Origin of the sequence: Nonomuraea sp. NPDC050404 (assembly GCF_040655495.1) — a bacterium.
Lineage (GTDB): Bacteria > Actinomycetota > Actinomycetes > Streptosporangiales > Streptosporangiaceae > Nonomuraea.
This window is the reverse complement of sequence record NZ_JBFAKB010000042.1, coordinates 66,423-79,703: the sequence shown is the minus strand read 5'-3', so window position 1 is coordinate 79,703 and position 13,281 is coordinate 66,423. Positions and strand designations below refer to the sequence as shown.

The 13,281-nt window shown below is 70.2% G+C and carries 15 protein-coding genes; 8 read left to right on the top strand and 7 right to left on the bottom strand.

What is annotated here, in order from left to right:
- The first annotated feature begins 39 nt into the window (after positions 1-39).
- The 3 genes from AB0I81_RS58475 to AB0I81_RS58465 are packed head-to-tail and all read left to right on the top strand — an operon-like array spanning position 40 to position 3,736.
- Positions 40-549: a PadR family transcriptional regulator gene (locus tag AB0I81_RS58475; RefSeq protein ID WP_360678088.1), complete on the top strand. Its 510-nt coding sequence runs from the start codon at positions 40-42 to the stop codon at positions 547-549.
- Positions 546-1,238 carry an ABC transporter ATP-binding protein gene (locus AB0I81_RS58470; RefSeq protein WP_360678086.1) on the top strand — a complete coding sequence of 231 codons (693 nt, stop codon included), beginning with the start codon at positions 546-548 and terminating at the stop codon, positions 1,236-1,238. Before AB0I81_RS58475 ends, AB0I81_RS58470 begins: the two co-directional genes overlap by 4 nt.
- Positions 1,235-3,736, top strand: a complete 2,502-nt coding sequence (locus AB0I81_RS58465; protein WP_360678084.1) for an FtsX-like permease family protein — start codon at positions 1,235-1,237, stop codon at positions 3,734-3,736. Before AB0I81_RS58470 ends, AB0I81_RS58465 begins: the two co-directional genes overlap by 4 nt.
- A 6-nt stretch (positions 3,737-3,742) precedes the next feature.
- Here AB0I81_RS58465 and AB0I81_RS58460 read toward each other — a convergent pair whose 3' ends face one another.
- Genes AB0I81_RS58460 through AB0I81_RS58450 form a run of 3 tightly spaced genes read right to left on the bottom strand, consistent with a single transcriptional unit; the run spans position 3,743 to position 5,870 of the window.
- Positions 3,743-4,918, bottom strand: coding sequence for a hypothetical protein (locus tag AB0I81_RS58460; protein WP_360678082.1), 1,176 nt, complete (start codon positions 4,916-4,918; stop codon positions 3,743-3,745).
- Positions 4,915-5,451, bottom strand: coding sequence for a SigE family RNA polymerase sigma factor (locus tag AB0I81_RS58455; protein WP_360678080.1), 537 nt, complete (start codon positions 5,449-5,451; stop codon positions 4,915-4,917). Before AB0I81_RS58455 ends, AB0I81_RS58460 begins: the two co-directional genes overlap by 4 nt.
- Before the next feature lie 50 nt (positions 5,452-5,501).
- Positions 5,502-5,870, bottom strand: a complete 369-nt coding sequence (locus tag AB0I81_RS58450) for a hypothetical protein (protein ID WP_360678078.1) — start codon at positions 5,868-5,870, stop codon at positions 5,502-5,504.
- Between the two features lie 416 nt (positions 5,871-6,286).
- On the opposite strand from AB0I81_RS58450, the gene AB0I81_RS58445 reads away from it, so the two are divergent.
- Complete coding sequence (locus AB0I81_RS58445) at positions 6,287-6,706, top strand: VOC family protein (protein WP_360678076.1); 420 nt, start codon at positions 6,287-6,289, stop codon at positions 6,704-6,706.
- Here the strand turns inward: AB0I81_RS58445 and AB0I81_RS58440 are convergent.
- Genes AB0I81_RS58440 through AB0I81_RS58430 form a run of 3 tightly spaced genes read right to left on the bottom strand, consistent with a single transcriptional unit; the run spans position 6,660 to position 8,606 of the window.
- On the bottom strand, positions 6,660-7,313 hold the full coding sequence (locus AB0I81_RS58440; protein WP_360678072.1) for a TetR family transcriptional regulator: 654 nt from the start codon (positions 7,311-7,313) through the stop codon (positions 6,660-6,662). The two genes, AB0I81_RS58445 and AB0I81_RS58440, sit on opposite strands and share 47 nt — an antisense overlap.
- 13 nt (positions 7,314-7,326) lie before the next feature.
- Positions 7,327-7,995 (bottom strand): DUF4166 domain-containing protein, encoded by a 669-nt coding sequence (locus AB0I81_RS58435; RefSeq protein WP_360678070.1) that lies wholly within the window; start codon positions 7,993-7,995, stop codon positions 7,327-7,329.
- Entirely contained in the window at positions 7,890-8,606 is a 717-nt protein-coding gene (locus tag AB0I81_RS58430) for a hypothetical protein (RefSeq protein ID WP_360678068.1), read from the bottom strand. The genes AB0I81_RS58435 and AB0I81_RS58430 overlap by 106 nt, the downstream gene beginning before the upstream one ends.
- A 101-nt stretch (positions 8,607-8,707) precedes the next feature.
- Here AB0I81_RS58430 and AB0I81_RS58425 point away from each other — a divergent pair, with 101 nt between their 5' ends.
- Genes AB0I81_RS58425 through AB0I81_RS58410 form a run of 4 tightly spaced genes read left to right on the top strand, consistent with a single transcriptional unit; the run spans position 8,708 to position 11,017 of the window.
- A complete protein-coding gene (locus AB0I81_RS58425) occupies positions 8,708-9,079 on the top strand; it encodes an MmcQ/YjbR family DNA-binding protein (protein ID WP_360678066.1) in 372 nt (123 codons plus the stop codon).
- Positions 9,080-9,090: 11 nt separating this feature from the next.
- Positions 9,091-9,693: a GNAT family protein gene (locus tag AB0I81_RS58420; protein WP_360678064.1), complete on the top strand. Its 603-nt coding sequence runs from the start codon at positions 9,091-9,093 to the stop codon at positions 9,691-9,693.
- 20 nt (positions 9,694-9,713) lie between these two features.
- Positions 9,714-10,091: a hypothetical protein gene (locus AB0I81_RS58415; RefSeq protein WP_360678062.1), complete on the top strand. Its 378-nt coding sequence runs from the start codon at positions 9,714-9,716 to the stop codon at positions 10,089-10,091.
- A gap of 23 nt (positions 10,092-10,114) precedes the next feature.
- On the top strand, positions 10,115-11,017 hold the full coding sequence (locus AB0I81_RS58410; protein ID WP_360678060.1) for an EamA family transporter: 903 nt from the start codon (positions 10,115-10,117) through the stop codon (positions 11,015-11,017).
- Here the strand turns inward: AB0I81_RS58410 and AB0I81_RS58405 are convergent.
- The gene (locus AB0I81_RS58405; RefSeq protein ID WP_360678058.1) at positions 11,010-12,863 is read right to left on the bottom strand and encodes a PIG-L family deacetylase; all 1,854 of its coding nucleotides are present in this window, start codon (positions 12,861-12,863) and stop codon (positions 11,010-11,012) included. The genes AB0I81_RS58410 and AB0I81_RS58405 overlap by 8 nt on opposite strands.
- Positions 12,864-13,281 lie beyond the last annotated feature (418 nt).

Below are 13,281 nucleotides of genomic sequence, written 5' to 3'. Positions count from 1 at the left end.
GCTTGATTGGGGCATACTGCGTATGCATACTTAGTACGCATGCCGGTCAGACATGGTCTTCTCGCTCTACTCAGTAGGGGGCCTCGGCATGGCTACCAGCTGAGGGCCGAGTTCGAGGAGTCGACGGGGGCGACCTGGCCGCTCAACATCGGCCAGGTGTACACGACGCTGGCGCGCCTGGAGCGGGATGGGCTGGTCGAGCCGGGTGAGTCGGATGAGCAGGGGCGGGTCGCCTACACGATCACCGCGGCCGGTGGGGAGGAAGTGGCGCGATGGTTCGGCACACCCGTCGCCCAGACCGACCGGCCCAGGGACGAACTGGTCATCAAGCTGGCCATGGCCGTCGCGGCGAAGTCGGTGGACGTTGCCGAGGTCATTCATCGGCAGCGGACGGCGACCATGCGCACGCTGCAGCAACTGACCAAGGCCAAGCGGGCGGCCGCTGACGGCGTGGCCCAGCGGCTGGTGCTCGAATCCATGATCTTCCAGGCCGAGGCCGAACAACGGTGGCTGGACCACTGCGAGGCCGTTCTCAAGGAGGAAAGATGACGTTCGTACGGCTGGCCGAGGTGGCCAGGGTTCACGGCGAAGGAGCCACAGCCGTACACGCGTTGAAGGGCGTGAGTCTCCAGGTCGAAGAGGGAGAGCTGGTCGCGGTCATGGGGCCGTCCGGGTCCGGGAAGTCGACGCTGCTCAACCTCGCGGGCGGGCTCGACCGGCCCACGTCGGGCACGGTGCACATCGACGGGCAGGACCTGGCCACCGTGCGCGATCTGGCGGCACTGCGGCGGCGCAGCGTCGGCTATGTCTTTCAGGACCTCAACCTGATCATGTCGTTGACGGCGGCGGAGAACGTGATGTTGCCGCGTGAGCTCGACGGCCTGCGTTCGGGCCGGGCCCGGGAGGAGGCCATGAGCGTGCTGGCGGAGATCGACGCGGAGGACCTGGCCGACCGCTTTCCCGAGGAGTTGTCCGGTGGGCAGCGCCAACGGGTCGCGATCGCCCGCGCCCTGGTCGGTGAGCGGCGGCTGCTGCTGGCCGACGAGCCGACCGGCGCGCTCGACACGCGTACAGGTGATGAGATTCTGCGGACCTTACGGGCCCGGTGTGACGCGGGGGCGGCGGTGCTGCTGGTCACCCACGAGCCGCGTTACGCCGCCTGGGCCGATCGGGTGGTGTTCCTCCGCGACGGGATGATCAGCGACACCACGGACGTTCCGCTGGAGAGTGCCCGATGAGCGCCGTTCGCGCCGCGTTGCGCATCTCCCGCCGCCACGCGTGGCGTTCCCGGGGGCGAAGCGCGCTCATCATGGTGATGATCGGCCTGCCCGTCCTCGTGATCACGGCGGTTCTCACCCTCTACAGGACCATGGACGTCACTGGCCAGGAGGGCCTGGTGGCCGCGCTGGGCACCTCTGACGCCCGCCTCCAGCAGGTGCCCTCCGGGACGGCGCTCAACCAGAGTCGCCAGGGGGCGAGCTGGCGCCCGGACGAGGACGGAACGACCACTCCCGCACCCGGCGCCGCCGAGGTGACGGCCCTGTTCGGTCCGGGCACCCGGTTGATCCCCTTCAACGTCGGCGTGCTCCGCCTGGGCACCGGGAAGATCGACGCGCTTGAGACCGACCTGCGCGATCCCCTCACCAGGGGGATGCTGACGCTGAGCGAGGGCAGGCTGCCCGCCGCCCGTGAGGTCGTGGTGACCTCGGCATCGGGGCTGCGGCCCGGCGACCTCGTGCGGCCGTCCGGCGCGGAGCCGCTGACGGTGGTGGGCGTCGTCGAGCACCCGCACCGGCCGGCGCTGCGCCAGGTCGTGGGTCCCGATCTCCCGTTGCCGCCGGAGGGACAGATCTGGTCTCCGGGCGAGCACAGCACCGGCTGGCTCGCCGACCTCCCCCAGCCGGTGACCTGGACCGACCTGCCCGCACTGAACAAGGCCGGTCTGTACGTCACCGCCCCCAGCATGATCCTGGACCTGCCACGCGCCGAGGTTCGTAGCTCACCCGTGGACCGGCAGCCCCTGGTCGGGCTGGGCGCCATGGTGGTCATGGTGGTGCTGGAGACCGTGCTGCTGGCCGGGCCCGCCTTCGCGGTCGGGCTCAGGAGGCGGCGGCGGGAACTGGCCGAGATCGCGGCGCAGGGCGGCTCGGCCGGGCACCTGCGGACGATCGTGCTGGCCGACGGACTGGTCCTCGGCGGCGCGGCCACCCTCGTGGCCACGGTGCTGGGCATCGGTGCCGGAGTGCTGGGCGCCCCGATCGTGGCGCGCTGGGATGGGCAGGTCGGGCCGGCGGACGTGCCGTGGGCGCAGGTGCTGGGCGTCGCCGCGCTGGGTCTGGTCTCCGGAATCGTCGCGGCGCTGGTCCCCGCCGTGCAGGCGGCCCGGCAGAACCCCGCGAGTGTGCTGGCCGGCCGCGCGCCAGCCGTGGCCGATCGGTCGGGATGGCCCCTGGCGGGCGCCGTTCTGGTGCTGGCCGGGCTGGGCGCGACCGTGGCGGCACGCCGTCAGCCGGACTCGGTGTGGGTGTGGGCCTCCGCGCTGTTGATCATGATGGGGCTGGTGGTGCTGACGCCGTGGCTGGTCCGGTTCACCGGACGGGCGGCCACGCGGTTGCGGCTGCCGCTGCGGGTTTCGGTCCGCGACGCGGTCCGTCACCGATCCCGGACGACGAGCGCCGTGGCGGCCGTCATGGCCGTTACCGCCACGGTCGTCGCCATGGGCATCGGCACCCAGAGCGAGTACATGGACCGGCGTAACGCCTACACCTCGGCGCGGCCGACCGGCACGCTGGCGATCTGGGGCGGTAGCGTGCCAGACGAAACCTGGACCAAACTACGCGCGGAAACGGCCCGGCGGTTGCCTGGAGTGCCGCTGGCCGCCGGCCACCAGGTGAGGAGCGCCGAGGGCAAGCACCGCTACGCGCTGCGGTACACGGTGAAATGGAACGGGATCCGCACACGCCGTACGGTGGCCGTCGGCGACCAGGACCTGCTCAGGCTCCTGCAAGGGCGCCACGACCCGCGGGCGGCAGCGGCGCTGGCCGGAGGCAAGGCCGTGGTGTTCGACCCGGCCGCGGTGCGCGACGGCAAGCTGGCGCTACGGGCCGGCTCCACGTCGGGCCCCGCGCGCAAGCTCGAAGTGCCGGCGGTGGTGGCCACCCCCGCCGACGAGTACCAGGGCGGTGCCCTGCTGCCGCGCGGCCTGGTCGAGCAGGCGGGTTTCGCCACGGTGGAGCGCCAGCTCTACGCCGGCCACCGGTCGTTGGCCGACACCACGCTGGTGAGCGATCTGAGCAAGGTGACCAACCGCGTCTCGGTCGCCTACGAGGCGGGTTATGGCAACGTGCCCGCCCCCTGGTTGTGGGGCTGGCTGGTGGGCGCGCTGGTCCTCGTCGTCGGTGGCACGCTGGCCGCCACCGGTCTGGCGGCGGCCGACATGCGGTCCGAGCGCGGGACGATGATGGCCATCGGCGCCCCGCCCAGGACGTTGCGGCTGGTCGTGGCCGGTCAGGCACTCTATATCTCCGCGCTCGGCGCGCTGGTGGGGCTGGCCGCGGGAACGGTGACGGGCGTGGCGCTGAGCCGGCCGATGACGACGCATGGCGCCGGGGATCCGGCCACGATCGCCGTACCGTGGCCGTTCCTGATCGCCGTGGTGGTGGGGCTGCCTGTCCTGGCGGCCGCGGCGGCGCTGATCACCCGGGCCAGGCTGCCCCTCGCCTCTCGGCTCCGGTAAGTGTGATCAGTTGCGCCGGGTGAGCACCCAGTTCCAGGCCTCGTCACCGCCTCGGTCGCGGCTGCCCGTGAGCTGGGTTGTCCGCTCGCCGTCCGCGCTGACCAGCACGAGACCGTTGTTGAACTCGCTCTCGCACTCGCCCGCGCACCCCAGCACCAGCACGTTGTCGTTGTCGGCCCACGCCAGCGTCTGCAGGATCAGTTGCCTGCCCGGTTTCGACGGTGGCAGGTCGCGGCTGAGCGCTCGTTTGCCGTCGGGTGAGAGCTTCGACCAGCTCGAGTAGTCGATGTACTGGTCGCCGGCCGGGCCGTCCTGCCGCTTGCCGTCCAGGCTGAGCCACAACCTGTCGGGCATGGTGTCGGTGGGCTGCCAGAGCATGGAACCGTCCAGGCTCCAGCCGAGGTCCTGACGGGCGTTGCCGTTGCCGGGCTGCTCCTGGTCGCCCAGGGGCGGCAGCGGGTGGTAGGCGGCCTCGCCGGTGGCAACGTCGATGATGTAGTAGCCGATGCGCGGGCTGGCCGAGTTCCGCACGGAGAAGGCGTCCTTGCCCATGGGCTTCTGGTGGGGCTCCGGAACCTGGGAGTACGCGGTCGCCAGGACCTTGGTGCCGTCGGGTGACCAGGCGAGCGAGCCGACACTGTGCTCCAGGTCGATCCAGGTCAGGACCTGCTGGGTGTTCATGTCGAGGATGCCGACCCGCTTGCCGATCCGGTCTCCCTGGAGCACCGCGGCGAGCTGGAGACCCGGCGCGACGTCCAGCCAGGCCCACGACGTCTTCTCGTAGGTGCCGGAGCGGGGGTCGTACAGGTGCCAGGTACGGCCGAAGCGTTCCCAGCCGTCGGGCAGCTTCTCCAGGTAGGTGAGGTAGTAGGCGGAGACGGCCACGTCGCCCGCCGCCACGAATTTCTTCGGCGGCGCGTTCTCGACGTCGGCCTGTATGTCGGTGGACGTCACCGAGGGCCGGACCGGCACGTTCACCCCGTTCGTCGCCGGTCGTACGGTGGTGTTCTGGCCGTGCAGCCCGACGGCGAGCACGGCGACGACGATGGCGAGCCCGGTGGCCAGGACGGTCGCCGCGACGGGCAGCCAGGTGCGCCTCCGTAGCGCCCGGTCTGCCAGGTCGTGCGGCACCCGCACCTCGTCGGCCCACTCCCGCATGGTGTCGCGAAGCAGTCGGGTCATCTGGCGGCCTCCAGTTCCGTGGCCAGCTCGGGGGCGATCTGGCGCAGCCTCGCCAGCGAGCGGTGCGCGGTGCTGCGTACCGTGCCGACCGAGCAGCCGAGCGCCTCGGCGACGCGGTCCTCCGGCAGATCCTCCAGGTAACGCAGCACCAGCACGGCGCGCTGCCTCGGCGTGAGCCTGGCCAGGGCGCCGCGCAGCACCATGCGCAACTCGCTCTGATGCGTGCGATCCTCCTGCGCCCGATCCGGCGGCATCGCCTGTACGACCTCGCCGCGCCGCCCGATCGAGCGCCACCAGCTCACCTGCTGGCGGTACATGATCTGTTTCGTGTACGCCTCAGGGGCGCTGACCCGCTGCCATTTCGTCGCCAGCTTCGCCAGCGCGCCCTGCACCAGATCCTCCGCCTGGTGCTGGTCACCGCCGGTGAGCAGGTACCCGAGCCGCATCAGGGCAGGAGAGCGCGCCGAGACGAACTCGCGGAAATCTCGCTCGTCCGAGGGGTCCACGATCACCTCCCATTGTGTTTGTGACACCCCTCAGACGTTGGAAGACCCGTCCCGCTATGCCCGTTCTCGCGGATGAGTCAGAGCAGGCGGCGGATCGCGTCGATCGTGGTGTCCGGTGAGGTGTTGAAGCAGAGCCGGACTCCGGGCAGTTCCGTGATCAGCACATTGACCAGGCGCTCGAACAGCATGGTGTGCTCGGTGGACGTCCGTATTCCGGCCCCGATCATGACCAGGTCGAAGCGGGCTCGGGACAGTTGTTCGCGCAGGGTGCTTTCCGCCGCGTCCGGGTCGGGGCCGACCAGCAATATCACCGTGTCGAGGCCCTCCGCGCGCAGCGTCGCGTTGCTCTGCTCGATCCGGGCGGTGAGCGTGGCCGCGTTCTGGCCCGGATAATCGGTGAAGTCGACGGTGGCCGGGTCTATGCCTATCGTCAGGATCTTGCTCATGTCGGCTCCTGCCAATGGCCGGGGAGTGGAACGCCGATCACACCGTACCGGCCTCTTGAGATGGGGGAGTAACTCCATGGAGTTCTGTTGTGAGTACATGACGGGGCAGTTGGAGCAACGCTGCGACCTGCATCCGGATCCTTTCGACTGTCCGGACGCGGTGCTCATCTATGACCCGGTGTCTCGGAGCTACGGGCTGCCTGTTCGCGATGGCGGGAGTGGCAGGATCGTCATCAAGCACTGTCCGTGGTGTGGGGTGCGCCTGCCGCGAAGCCTCGATGAGGCGTGAGGGGCCGGAGCGGCAGCGGTGCCAACTGAGCGTGAATTCGGTCTTTCCGGAGGGCGGCTATTTGCCGTGTCAGGTGGACAGGTAGATTCGGGCGTCAGACATTGGAGAGAAAAGCGGAGGTGTTTTCATGCGCGCACGCTTTGACCATCTCGTCTGCTGGGTTTCCGACCAGCTTCGCGCTCTGGAGTTCTACGAGCAGGTGGTCGGCCTGCCCGGAGTGCGGGGCGAGGAGTTTCGTGAGGGGAAGGCGTCGTTTCCGAGTGTGCGGGTCTCGGACGACTCGATCCTCGACCTGATGGCCTACGAAGCCTCACGGGGTGTGGACGAGGGCACCGGGGTGAAGGGCAGCGCCGGGCATCCGGTGAACCATTTCTGCCTGTCGGTCGACCGGGAAGAATTCGGGGAGCTGCAGGTACGGCTGAAAACGCACGGTGTGCCGATCACCGGTAACGGTACGAATTCGTTCGGCGCCCGGGGAATCGCGCCCGAGGCCATTTACTTCAGTGATCCGGATGGGAACGTGATCGAGGTCCGATACTACGAGTGAGCCTGGCGCGGACGGCCCTGCGTACCATCGGGCCCATGTCCTCCAGGGCCGTCACCAGCACCGCCAGTTCCTCCAGCGCGTCCAGCGCCTGGGCGGATCCGTCGGCGTCCACGCCCTCGTAGAGCTCCAGCCCCACGAACGCCGCCGCCGTGGCCTTGGCCAGCCCCGTCACGTCCACGAACTCCGCCAGCGGCGAACTGGCCAGCACCCTGCCGAGTGCCTGTTCCACCTCCGCGATCCACAGGTTGAGCCCGGTCATCACCGCCGGGGCCAGCTTCGGGTCGGTCTGGCTGCCCGCCAGGAGCTGGGCCAGCGCCGCGACGTTGCCCTGCTCGCGTTCCTCCGCGTGCAGGGCGCGGCCGAGGTCGAGCAGTTCGCGCAGGGTCGTCACGGCGGCGAAGCGGTCGCGGTAGTGGGCCACGCGCCGGGTCGAGCCGTGCTCGCAGGCGGCGGCCAGGAGTTGGTCGACGCTGCCGAAGTGGTAGAAGACGAGGGCCTGGTTGACGCCCGCGGTCGCGGCGATCGTCCGGGCGGACGCGCCGGCGATCCCGTGCCGCCTGAGGGTGTCGAGCGCCGCGTCGAGCAGTTTGGTACGCGTGTCGGCCACCGATCTCCTCACCTCAGTGGCGGGCTTCCTCCCGCCTGGGCCTCACGCTAGCGGGAATCCCGTGCTCGGCGACGTTGACGTACTCGGCGGTGAAGCTGCCCCAGTAGCCGAAGATCCGCCCCAGCACGGGGTTGCTCACCGTCACCGCGATCGTGAAGCGGCCGGCGCGGTCGTCGAAGTGCTCGCTGACCACGGCCGTCCCGGTGGCGGCGGCCGGGAGGCGGACGGCCAGCGGGCCCTCCAGGAGGCGCTGGCGGCCCGAACGGATGACCAGGCCGCCCCGGTCGTCAACCGAGAGCGCCAGCGGGACGGCTATGTGCTGGTGGGTGCCCAGGTAGTCCATGACCTGGGCGCGGGTGTCGTCGTAGACCATGGTGGCGTCGAAGCGGTCGCGGGGGAAGGTGCGTACGAAGGTGACGGTCTCGCGGCCGAGGGAGTCGGCGTACGGGTAGTTCTCGATCCGGAACGGCAGGTCGCGGCCCGTGTCCCCCACGAGGATGTTGCGATGGCGGCCGAGTGACAGGAACGGGCGGACGACGAGGCCGGCGTTCCAGACCCGGTTCATGACCCCGCTGCCTATGCACGCCTCGCCGCTGTCGAGGCCGACGGCGAAGCGGCGCTGGAGCTGGGGGTGGAGGCGGGCGTAGGCGGGGCCGAGCGCACGCTGGAAGATCGAGGGCATGATCGCTCCTTCAACTGGTTCACGGGCCGGCGCAGGCAGCGGCGGGCCGCCGGGGTGCCGGGCAGGGGAGGGAGGGCGAGCGCGAGTGCCAGCACCGCCAGGGCGGGCAGCGGGCCGAGCAACCAGGCGGTGAGCGCGGTGGCGGCCGTCCGGGTGGCCGCCTCGGCGAGGGCCTGCAGAAGTGCGCGTTCAGGGGTCCTGCCGGTCTCCAGCCACAGGCGCAGCCGGTCGAACGACCAGGCCGTGGCCCACCACATGAGACGGGTGGGCAGGACCTGCGGGCGGTAGCCGTAGGAGGTGAGGAAGCGCACGCCGCTCTCCGTCGGGAGGTAGCGCCAGTAGCCCGAGCCCGAGCGGATGGGGGAGAGCGGGTGGGATGAGCCGAAGCGGAGCGCGGAGGTACGGCCCCCCGCGCTGTCCCGGTCGCCGGTGCTGACGCCGACGCCACTGATGCCGAACGTCGAGTAGCGGAAACGCCGTGGGCCGGTGGACGGGAGGGGCTGGATCCGGCCGAAGCGCAGGTCCCAGCGCTGGTGCAGGGCCGGGTCCTGGGTGGCCTGCCACAACTCCTCCAGGTCGGCCCTGATCACGGTCTCGATGTACAGGCGCATGGGCTTCTCCGTTTTGAGCGGTCGCTCAATGAGCGTAAGCCCTATTTGAGCGATCGCTCAAGTGGCTGGGAAGTGTCGGTCGCGTCTGGTACACAGGCGGCATGGCTGTGACCGTCGATGAGTTCCTGAAGCTGCTGGACGAGCTGCCCGACGTCCGGATGAACCACGCCGGGGAGTGGGTCGGCCTCAAGGTGCACGGCAAGGGGTTCGGATACCTGTGGGAGGCGACCGAGACCGTCGGGCTCAAGGCCACGATCGAGGAGCAGATCGCGCTCGTCACCGAGCGGCCCGAGGTGTTCGAGGTGCAGTTCACGGCCGGGCGGTTCGGGTGGGTGGTGGTCCACCTGGACCGGATCGACGCCGAGGAGCTGTTTGAATTGATGGCCGAGGCGTGGTGCCTGACCGCGCCCAAACAACTCGTGGCCGACTTCGAGGCCACCCACCCCATCGGGCAAAAGGTGCAACCCATGTAATCTCGGGCAGCGTGACCCCCGTGAACGTCCGGCTGCGCGAGTGGCGCGAGGACGACGCCCCCGTCGTGCTGCGTGCCTTCCAGGCCCCAGACCTGCGCCGGCAGGCTCCCTGGCCGGTCGTCACGCTCAAGGACGCCTCGGGATGGATCGCCTCGTGGGCCGGAGCCGGCCACGCCTTCGCCGTCACGATCGACAGCCCACACGAAGATGGCCCGCACAGCGGCGGGCCCCACGGCGGGCCCCACGGCGGGCCCCACGGCGGGCCCCACGGCGGATCCCACGGCGGGCCCCACGGTGAGCGGGTGGTCGGCAATGTGGCGGTGGCCAGGATCGACGATCATGGCAACGGCTGGGTGTCCTACTGGACGGTCCCCGAGGCCAGGGGCATGGGCATCGCGGTGGCGGCCACGGAACTGCTGGCCCGGTGGGCTTTCGAGGAGCGCGGGCTGTACCGGCTGGAGCTGGGGCACCGTACGAACAACGTGGCCTCGTGCAGGGTCGCCACCAAGGCCGGATTCGTGGCCGAGGGCATCGAGCGGGGCAGGCTCAGCTACGAAGGAGTCAGGTACGACGTGGAACGGCACGCCCGCCTGGCCATCGACCGCGTCGCCTGACGTGATCTAGGCTGGCAGGCGTGGACAGCGAGAGTCTGGCCGCGGCCGGCCTGCTGGCGGCCCTGAGCCGGGCGGCGGGTGTCCTCGCGGAGTTACATCACCCCTTCGTGCGCAGCGCGCCGTTCTCGTACTTCGTCCCGCCGGCCGGCGCACGCGTCGGCACCGTGTTCACCCTGCCCGACGGCCGCGAGGTCTGCTTCGCCGTCTCCATCGCCGCTGCCGGCGGCCTCTTCCAGGTGGAGGGGTCCGTGACGGCCGAGGACGAGGTGCTGCTCGGGCTGCCGCGCGAGAGCATGCCCGGCATCCATGACGGGCTGCAAGTGCTGGACGACTACGCGGGCGAGGTGGCGGCGGCCGCGGGCCGGCTGATCGACCAGTTATTGGATGCCATTGTCTGAGTGTCAGACAATACAATACTGACATGAAGAACGGACCTCTCGCGGTCGTCGCCGCCGCGGTGCTCTGGGGCACGGCCGGCACTGCGGGGCTGCTGGTCTCCGCCGACTCCGTCGCTCTGGCCGCGGCACGGCTGGTCATCGGGGGCGCCGCGCTGGCGCTGCTCGCCGGGGCGGGGCTCAGACGAGTGGTCAGCCCGTCCCTGCTGCTGGCCGCCGTCGCCGTGGCCGCGTACCAGCTGTGCTTCTTCGCCGCCGTCAGCCGTACCGGCGTGGCCATCGGAACGGTCGTGGCGATCGGCAGCGGGCCCGTCTTCACCGGGTTGTTGTCGTGGTTGCTGCACCGCCGGCGGCCGAACGCGCGGTGGGCGCTGGCGACCACCGCGGCGATCTGCGGTTGCGCGGCCCTTCTCATGGGCGGCGGGCAGGACGCGGGCGGCGGGCAGGTGATGGCGGGGGTGTCGTTCGCGCTGCTGGGCGGCCTGCTGTACGCCTTCTACGCGGTCACCGCAGCCCGCGCCATCAGCGGCGGCGCGGAGTCCAACGCCGTGATGGGCGTGTTGTTCGGCGGGGCCGCCGTGATCATGGTCCCGGTCCTGGTCCTGAGCGGGGTCGAGTGGCTCGCCGCGCCGAACAGCCTGCTCGCCGTCGTCTACCTGGGGCTGGGCACCACGGCCCTGTCCTACTTCCTGTACGGCCGCGGCCTGCGCACCACCCCGGTGGCCACGGCCGCCACGCTGGCACTGGCGGAACCGGCGGTCGCGGCGCTGCTGGGCGTCGTGGTGCTGGACGAGCGCCTCGGCCCGGTCTCCGTCGCCGGGCTATCGCTGCTGGCTATCGCGCTGGTGGCGGTGGCCGTACCGGAAAGACGCGGGAGAAAAGGGACCGGTCGGCGCGCGGGCGCCGACCGGTCCGCGGCGGTCAGTTGAGCGTCTCCCAGGCGCCGAAGGGGCTGGTCGGCCCGGGGGCGGTCTGCTTGCGGAGATGGAGCTTGCCGTCGGTGCCGACGGCGAGCAGCACCACGGCGCCGCTCTGGTCGAGGACGGCCACCGGGTAGGTCGTGATGGAGCCGCCGAGATCGCTCCAGGCGCCGTACCCGGCGTTCGGGCCGGTCTGCGTGGCCATGCTCACGCCGCCGCCGGCGTTGCGGTGGAAGGCCATGATTCTGGCGTCAGGTCCCGACGGGGTGGTGACGAGTTCCGGCTCGCCCACCCCGGCGTGGCCGCCGATCACAACGGGGCTGAGGTTGAAGGAGCCGCCGGCCGAAGACTGCTTCGTCACGACCAGTTCGGCGGTGATCGCCTTGCGGTACATCACCTCGATCCGTCCGTCCTGGGACAGCGCGGCCACGGGCGGGCTGGCCGGGGTCTGCGACGGGACCGTGTTGAGGACGAAGGAGCCGTTCTGGCTCGTCTGGTGATAGCGCAGGATGCCGGTCGTGGTGCTGGCGAACAGCTCGATGCGGCCGAGCGGATCGGTGAGCGCGCTGAGCCCGTCCTGTACGTTGCTGCCTCCCAGGCTCGTCCAGGAGCTCCAGGTGGTGCCGTTGGCCGCCGTCTGGACGCGCGTGCTGACGCCGCCGGAGGCGTTCTTGACGAAGATCTGCAGTCGGCCGTTGGCGTTGGCGGCCACGGCTGGCGTGCCCATGTACGCCGGTTCGCCGCCGCCGGAGTTGCCGTGGTTCGCCCAGGTGGTGGCCCAGCCGCCGCCCGGTGCCGTCTGGCGCAGGGACACCACGTGGTCGTCGGACATCCGCCTGGCGAAGATCTGCATCCGCCCGTCGGCGTTGAGTCCCACGCTGATCCCGTTCGCCAGCGCCCCGCCGGCGCTGCTCAGCACGGTCGGCCCGGTCCACTGCCCGAGCGCGTTCTGCGAGTAGACGTTCACCAGGCCGCTGCGCACCACGAAGACGTGCGGCAGGCCGCCGGCGTCGCGCGCCGCCCAGGCCGTGCCGCGGGCGTGGCGGTAGTACATCCGCGACTCCCACCCGTCGGGGTCGAACGGGTCGTAGGTGAAGTAGTGGTTGAGTATCGAGGTCTTCTGGGCGATGGCGGGCGGCGTCAGGTTCACCGGCGCGTCGGCGATGTTGTAGTCGCGGTAGTGCAGTTCGACGAGCGGCACGCCGTACGCGGCCGCGGATTTCCTGGCGAACATGGACGCGCCCACGTGGTCGGCGTGACCGCGGTGCTCCGGCATCGGGTCCATGGCCCGCAGCACGGTGGGCTGGTAGTGCTGCATCATCCCCTTCAGCACGTCGATCCCGTTCTGGGTGTCGTAGCTGAAGGACTGGGTGACCTGGCTGCCCTGGGGGATGATCGTGTGATCGACGAAGTTGTCACCCCAGACGAACCAGCCGAGCTGGCCGTCGCGCAGGTTCATGAACACGAGCTGGACCTGCGGCGCGGCCGTGAGCGTGAACCGCTCGACCTGGCGGCCGGAGAGCGTCCAGACGGCGTAGTCCCACTCCTCCTGGTCCTGCGGATCGAGGTCCGGCACCCCGGCCATCCGCGCGTAGGCGTCCTGGATGCCGCGCTGCCGGTTGCGGGCCCGCTCCGCGTCGGAGTTGCCGAGCCCGGTGATCTGGCCCGCGGTGATGAACACGGTCACGCTCGGGCTGCCGGTCTGGATGGAGTCGTGGATGTCCGGGTTCATGAACAGCAGGTCGTCGTCCTGGTGTGCCACGATCTGCATGAACCGGGCGTCCGGCGTCGTGGCGGCGGCGAACCCCGCCCCCGCCGTCGGTACGAGCGCGATCAGTGCCCCGAACACGGCCATCAGCCGCCTGGATAACGAGGTACCTGTGCCTGCGCGCATCTTCTTCCCCCCACATGGTCGTCTGGGCCCATCGGCGATGAACCCAAAGCCGATGCTGATCAGTCCGTAATTTGCTGCCAAGGGGAAGAGGGATAACAACTGAGTAACTCGCGCGACGCGCGCGGTAATGACGTGGGATAAGTCACGAGGGGAAACAAGCAACTGCCGGGTTTTCGGACTTCCCATTTTCGGACACGTGCGTGCCGGCTGATTCTCCGACTAGCGAATATGCCCGGGTGTCATCGCTGTCCGTAGTCGTGGGATCGCTCCAACGGTGACGAATACGGTCGCCCGCGCGTTGTGGTGATCCCTGATTCCGGATGGCTCGATTGGCATTTCCGATCACGTCGAGAATGCCGCCGAGGTCCGATCCGCCGAT

Coding starts and splice junctions, on each gene's coding strand:
- AB0I81_RS58475 (WP_360678088.1), top strand. CDS start 40: ATGCCGGTCAGACATGGTCTTCTCGCTCTACTCAGTAGGGGGCCTCGG.
- AB0I81_RS58470 (WP_360678086.1), top strand. CDS start 546: ATGACGTTCGTACGGCTGGCCGAGGTGGCCAGGGTTCACGGCGAAGGA.
- AB0I81_RS58465 (WP_360678084.1), top strand. CDS start 1,235: ATGAGCGCCGTTCGCGCCGCGTTGCGCATCTCCCGCCGCCACGCGTGG.
- AB0I81_RS58460 (WP_360678082.1), bottom strand. CDS start 4,918: ATGACCCGACTGCTTCGCGACACCATGCGGGAGTGGGCCGACGAGGTG.
- AB0I81_RS58450 (WP_360678078.1), bottom strand. CDS start 5,870: ATGAGCAAGATCCTGACGATAGGCATAGACCCGGCCACCGTCGACTTC.
- AB0I81_RS58445 (WP_360678076.1), top strand. CDS start 6,287: ATGCGCGCACGCTTTGACCATCTCGTCTGCTGGGTTTCCGACCAGCTT.
- AB0I81_RS58435 (WP_360678070.1), bottom strand. CDS start 7,995: ATGCCCTCGATCTTCCAGCGTGCGCTCGGCCCCGCCTACGCCCGCCTC.
- AB0I81_RS58430 (WP_360678068.1), bottom strand. CDS start 8,606: ATGCGCCTGTACATCGAGACCGTGATCAGGGCCGACCTGGAGGAGTTG.
- AB0I81_RS58425 (WP_360678066.1), top strand. CDS start 8,708: ATGGCTGTGACCGTCGATGAGTTCCTGAAGCTGCTGGACGAGCTGCCC.
- AB0I81_RS58410 (WP_360678060.1), top strand. CDS start 10,115: ATGAAGAACGGACCTCTCGCGGTCGTCGCCGCCGCGGTGCTCTGGGGC.
- AB0I81_RS58405 (WP_360678058.1), bottom strand. CDS start 12,863: ATGGCCGTGTTCGGGGCACTGATCGCGCTCGTACCGACGGCGGGGGCG.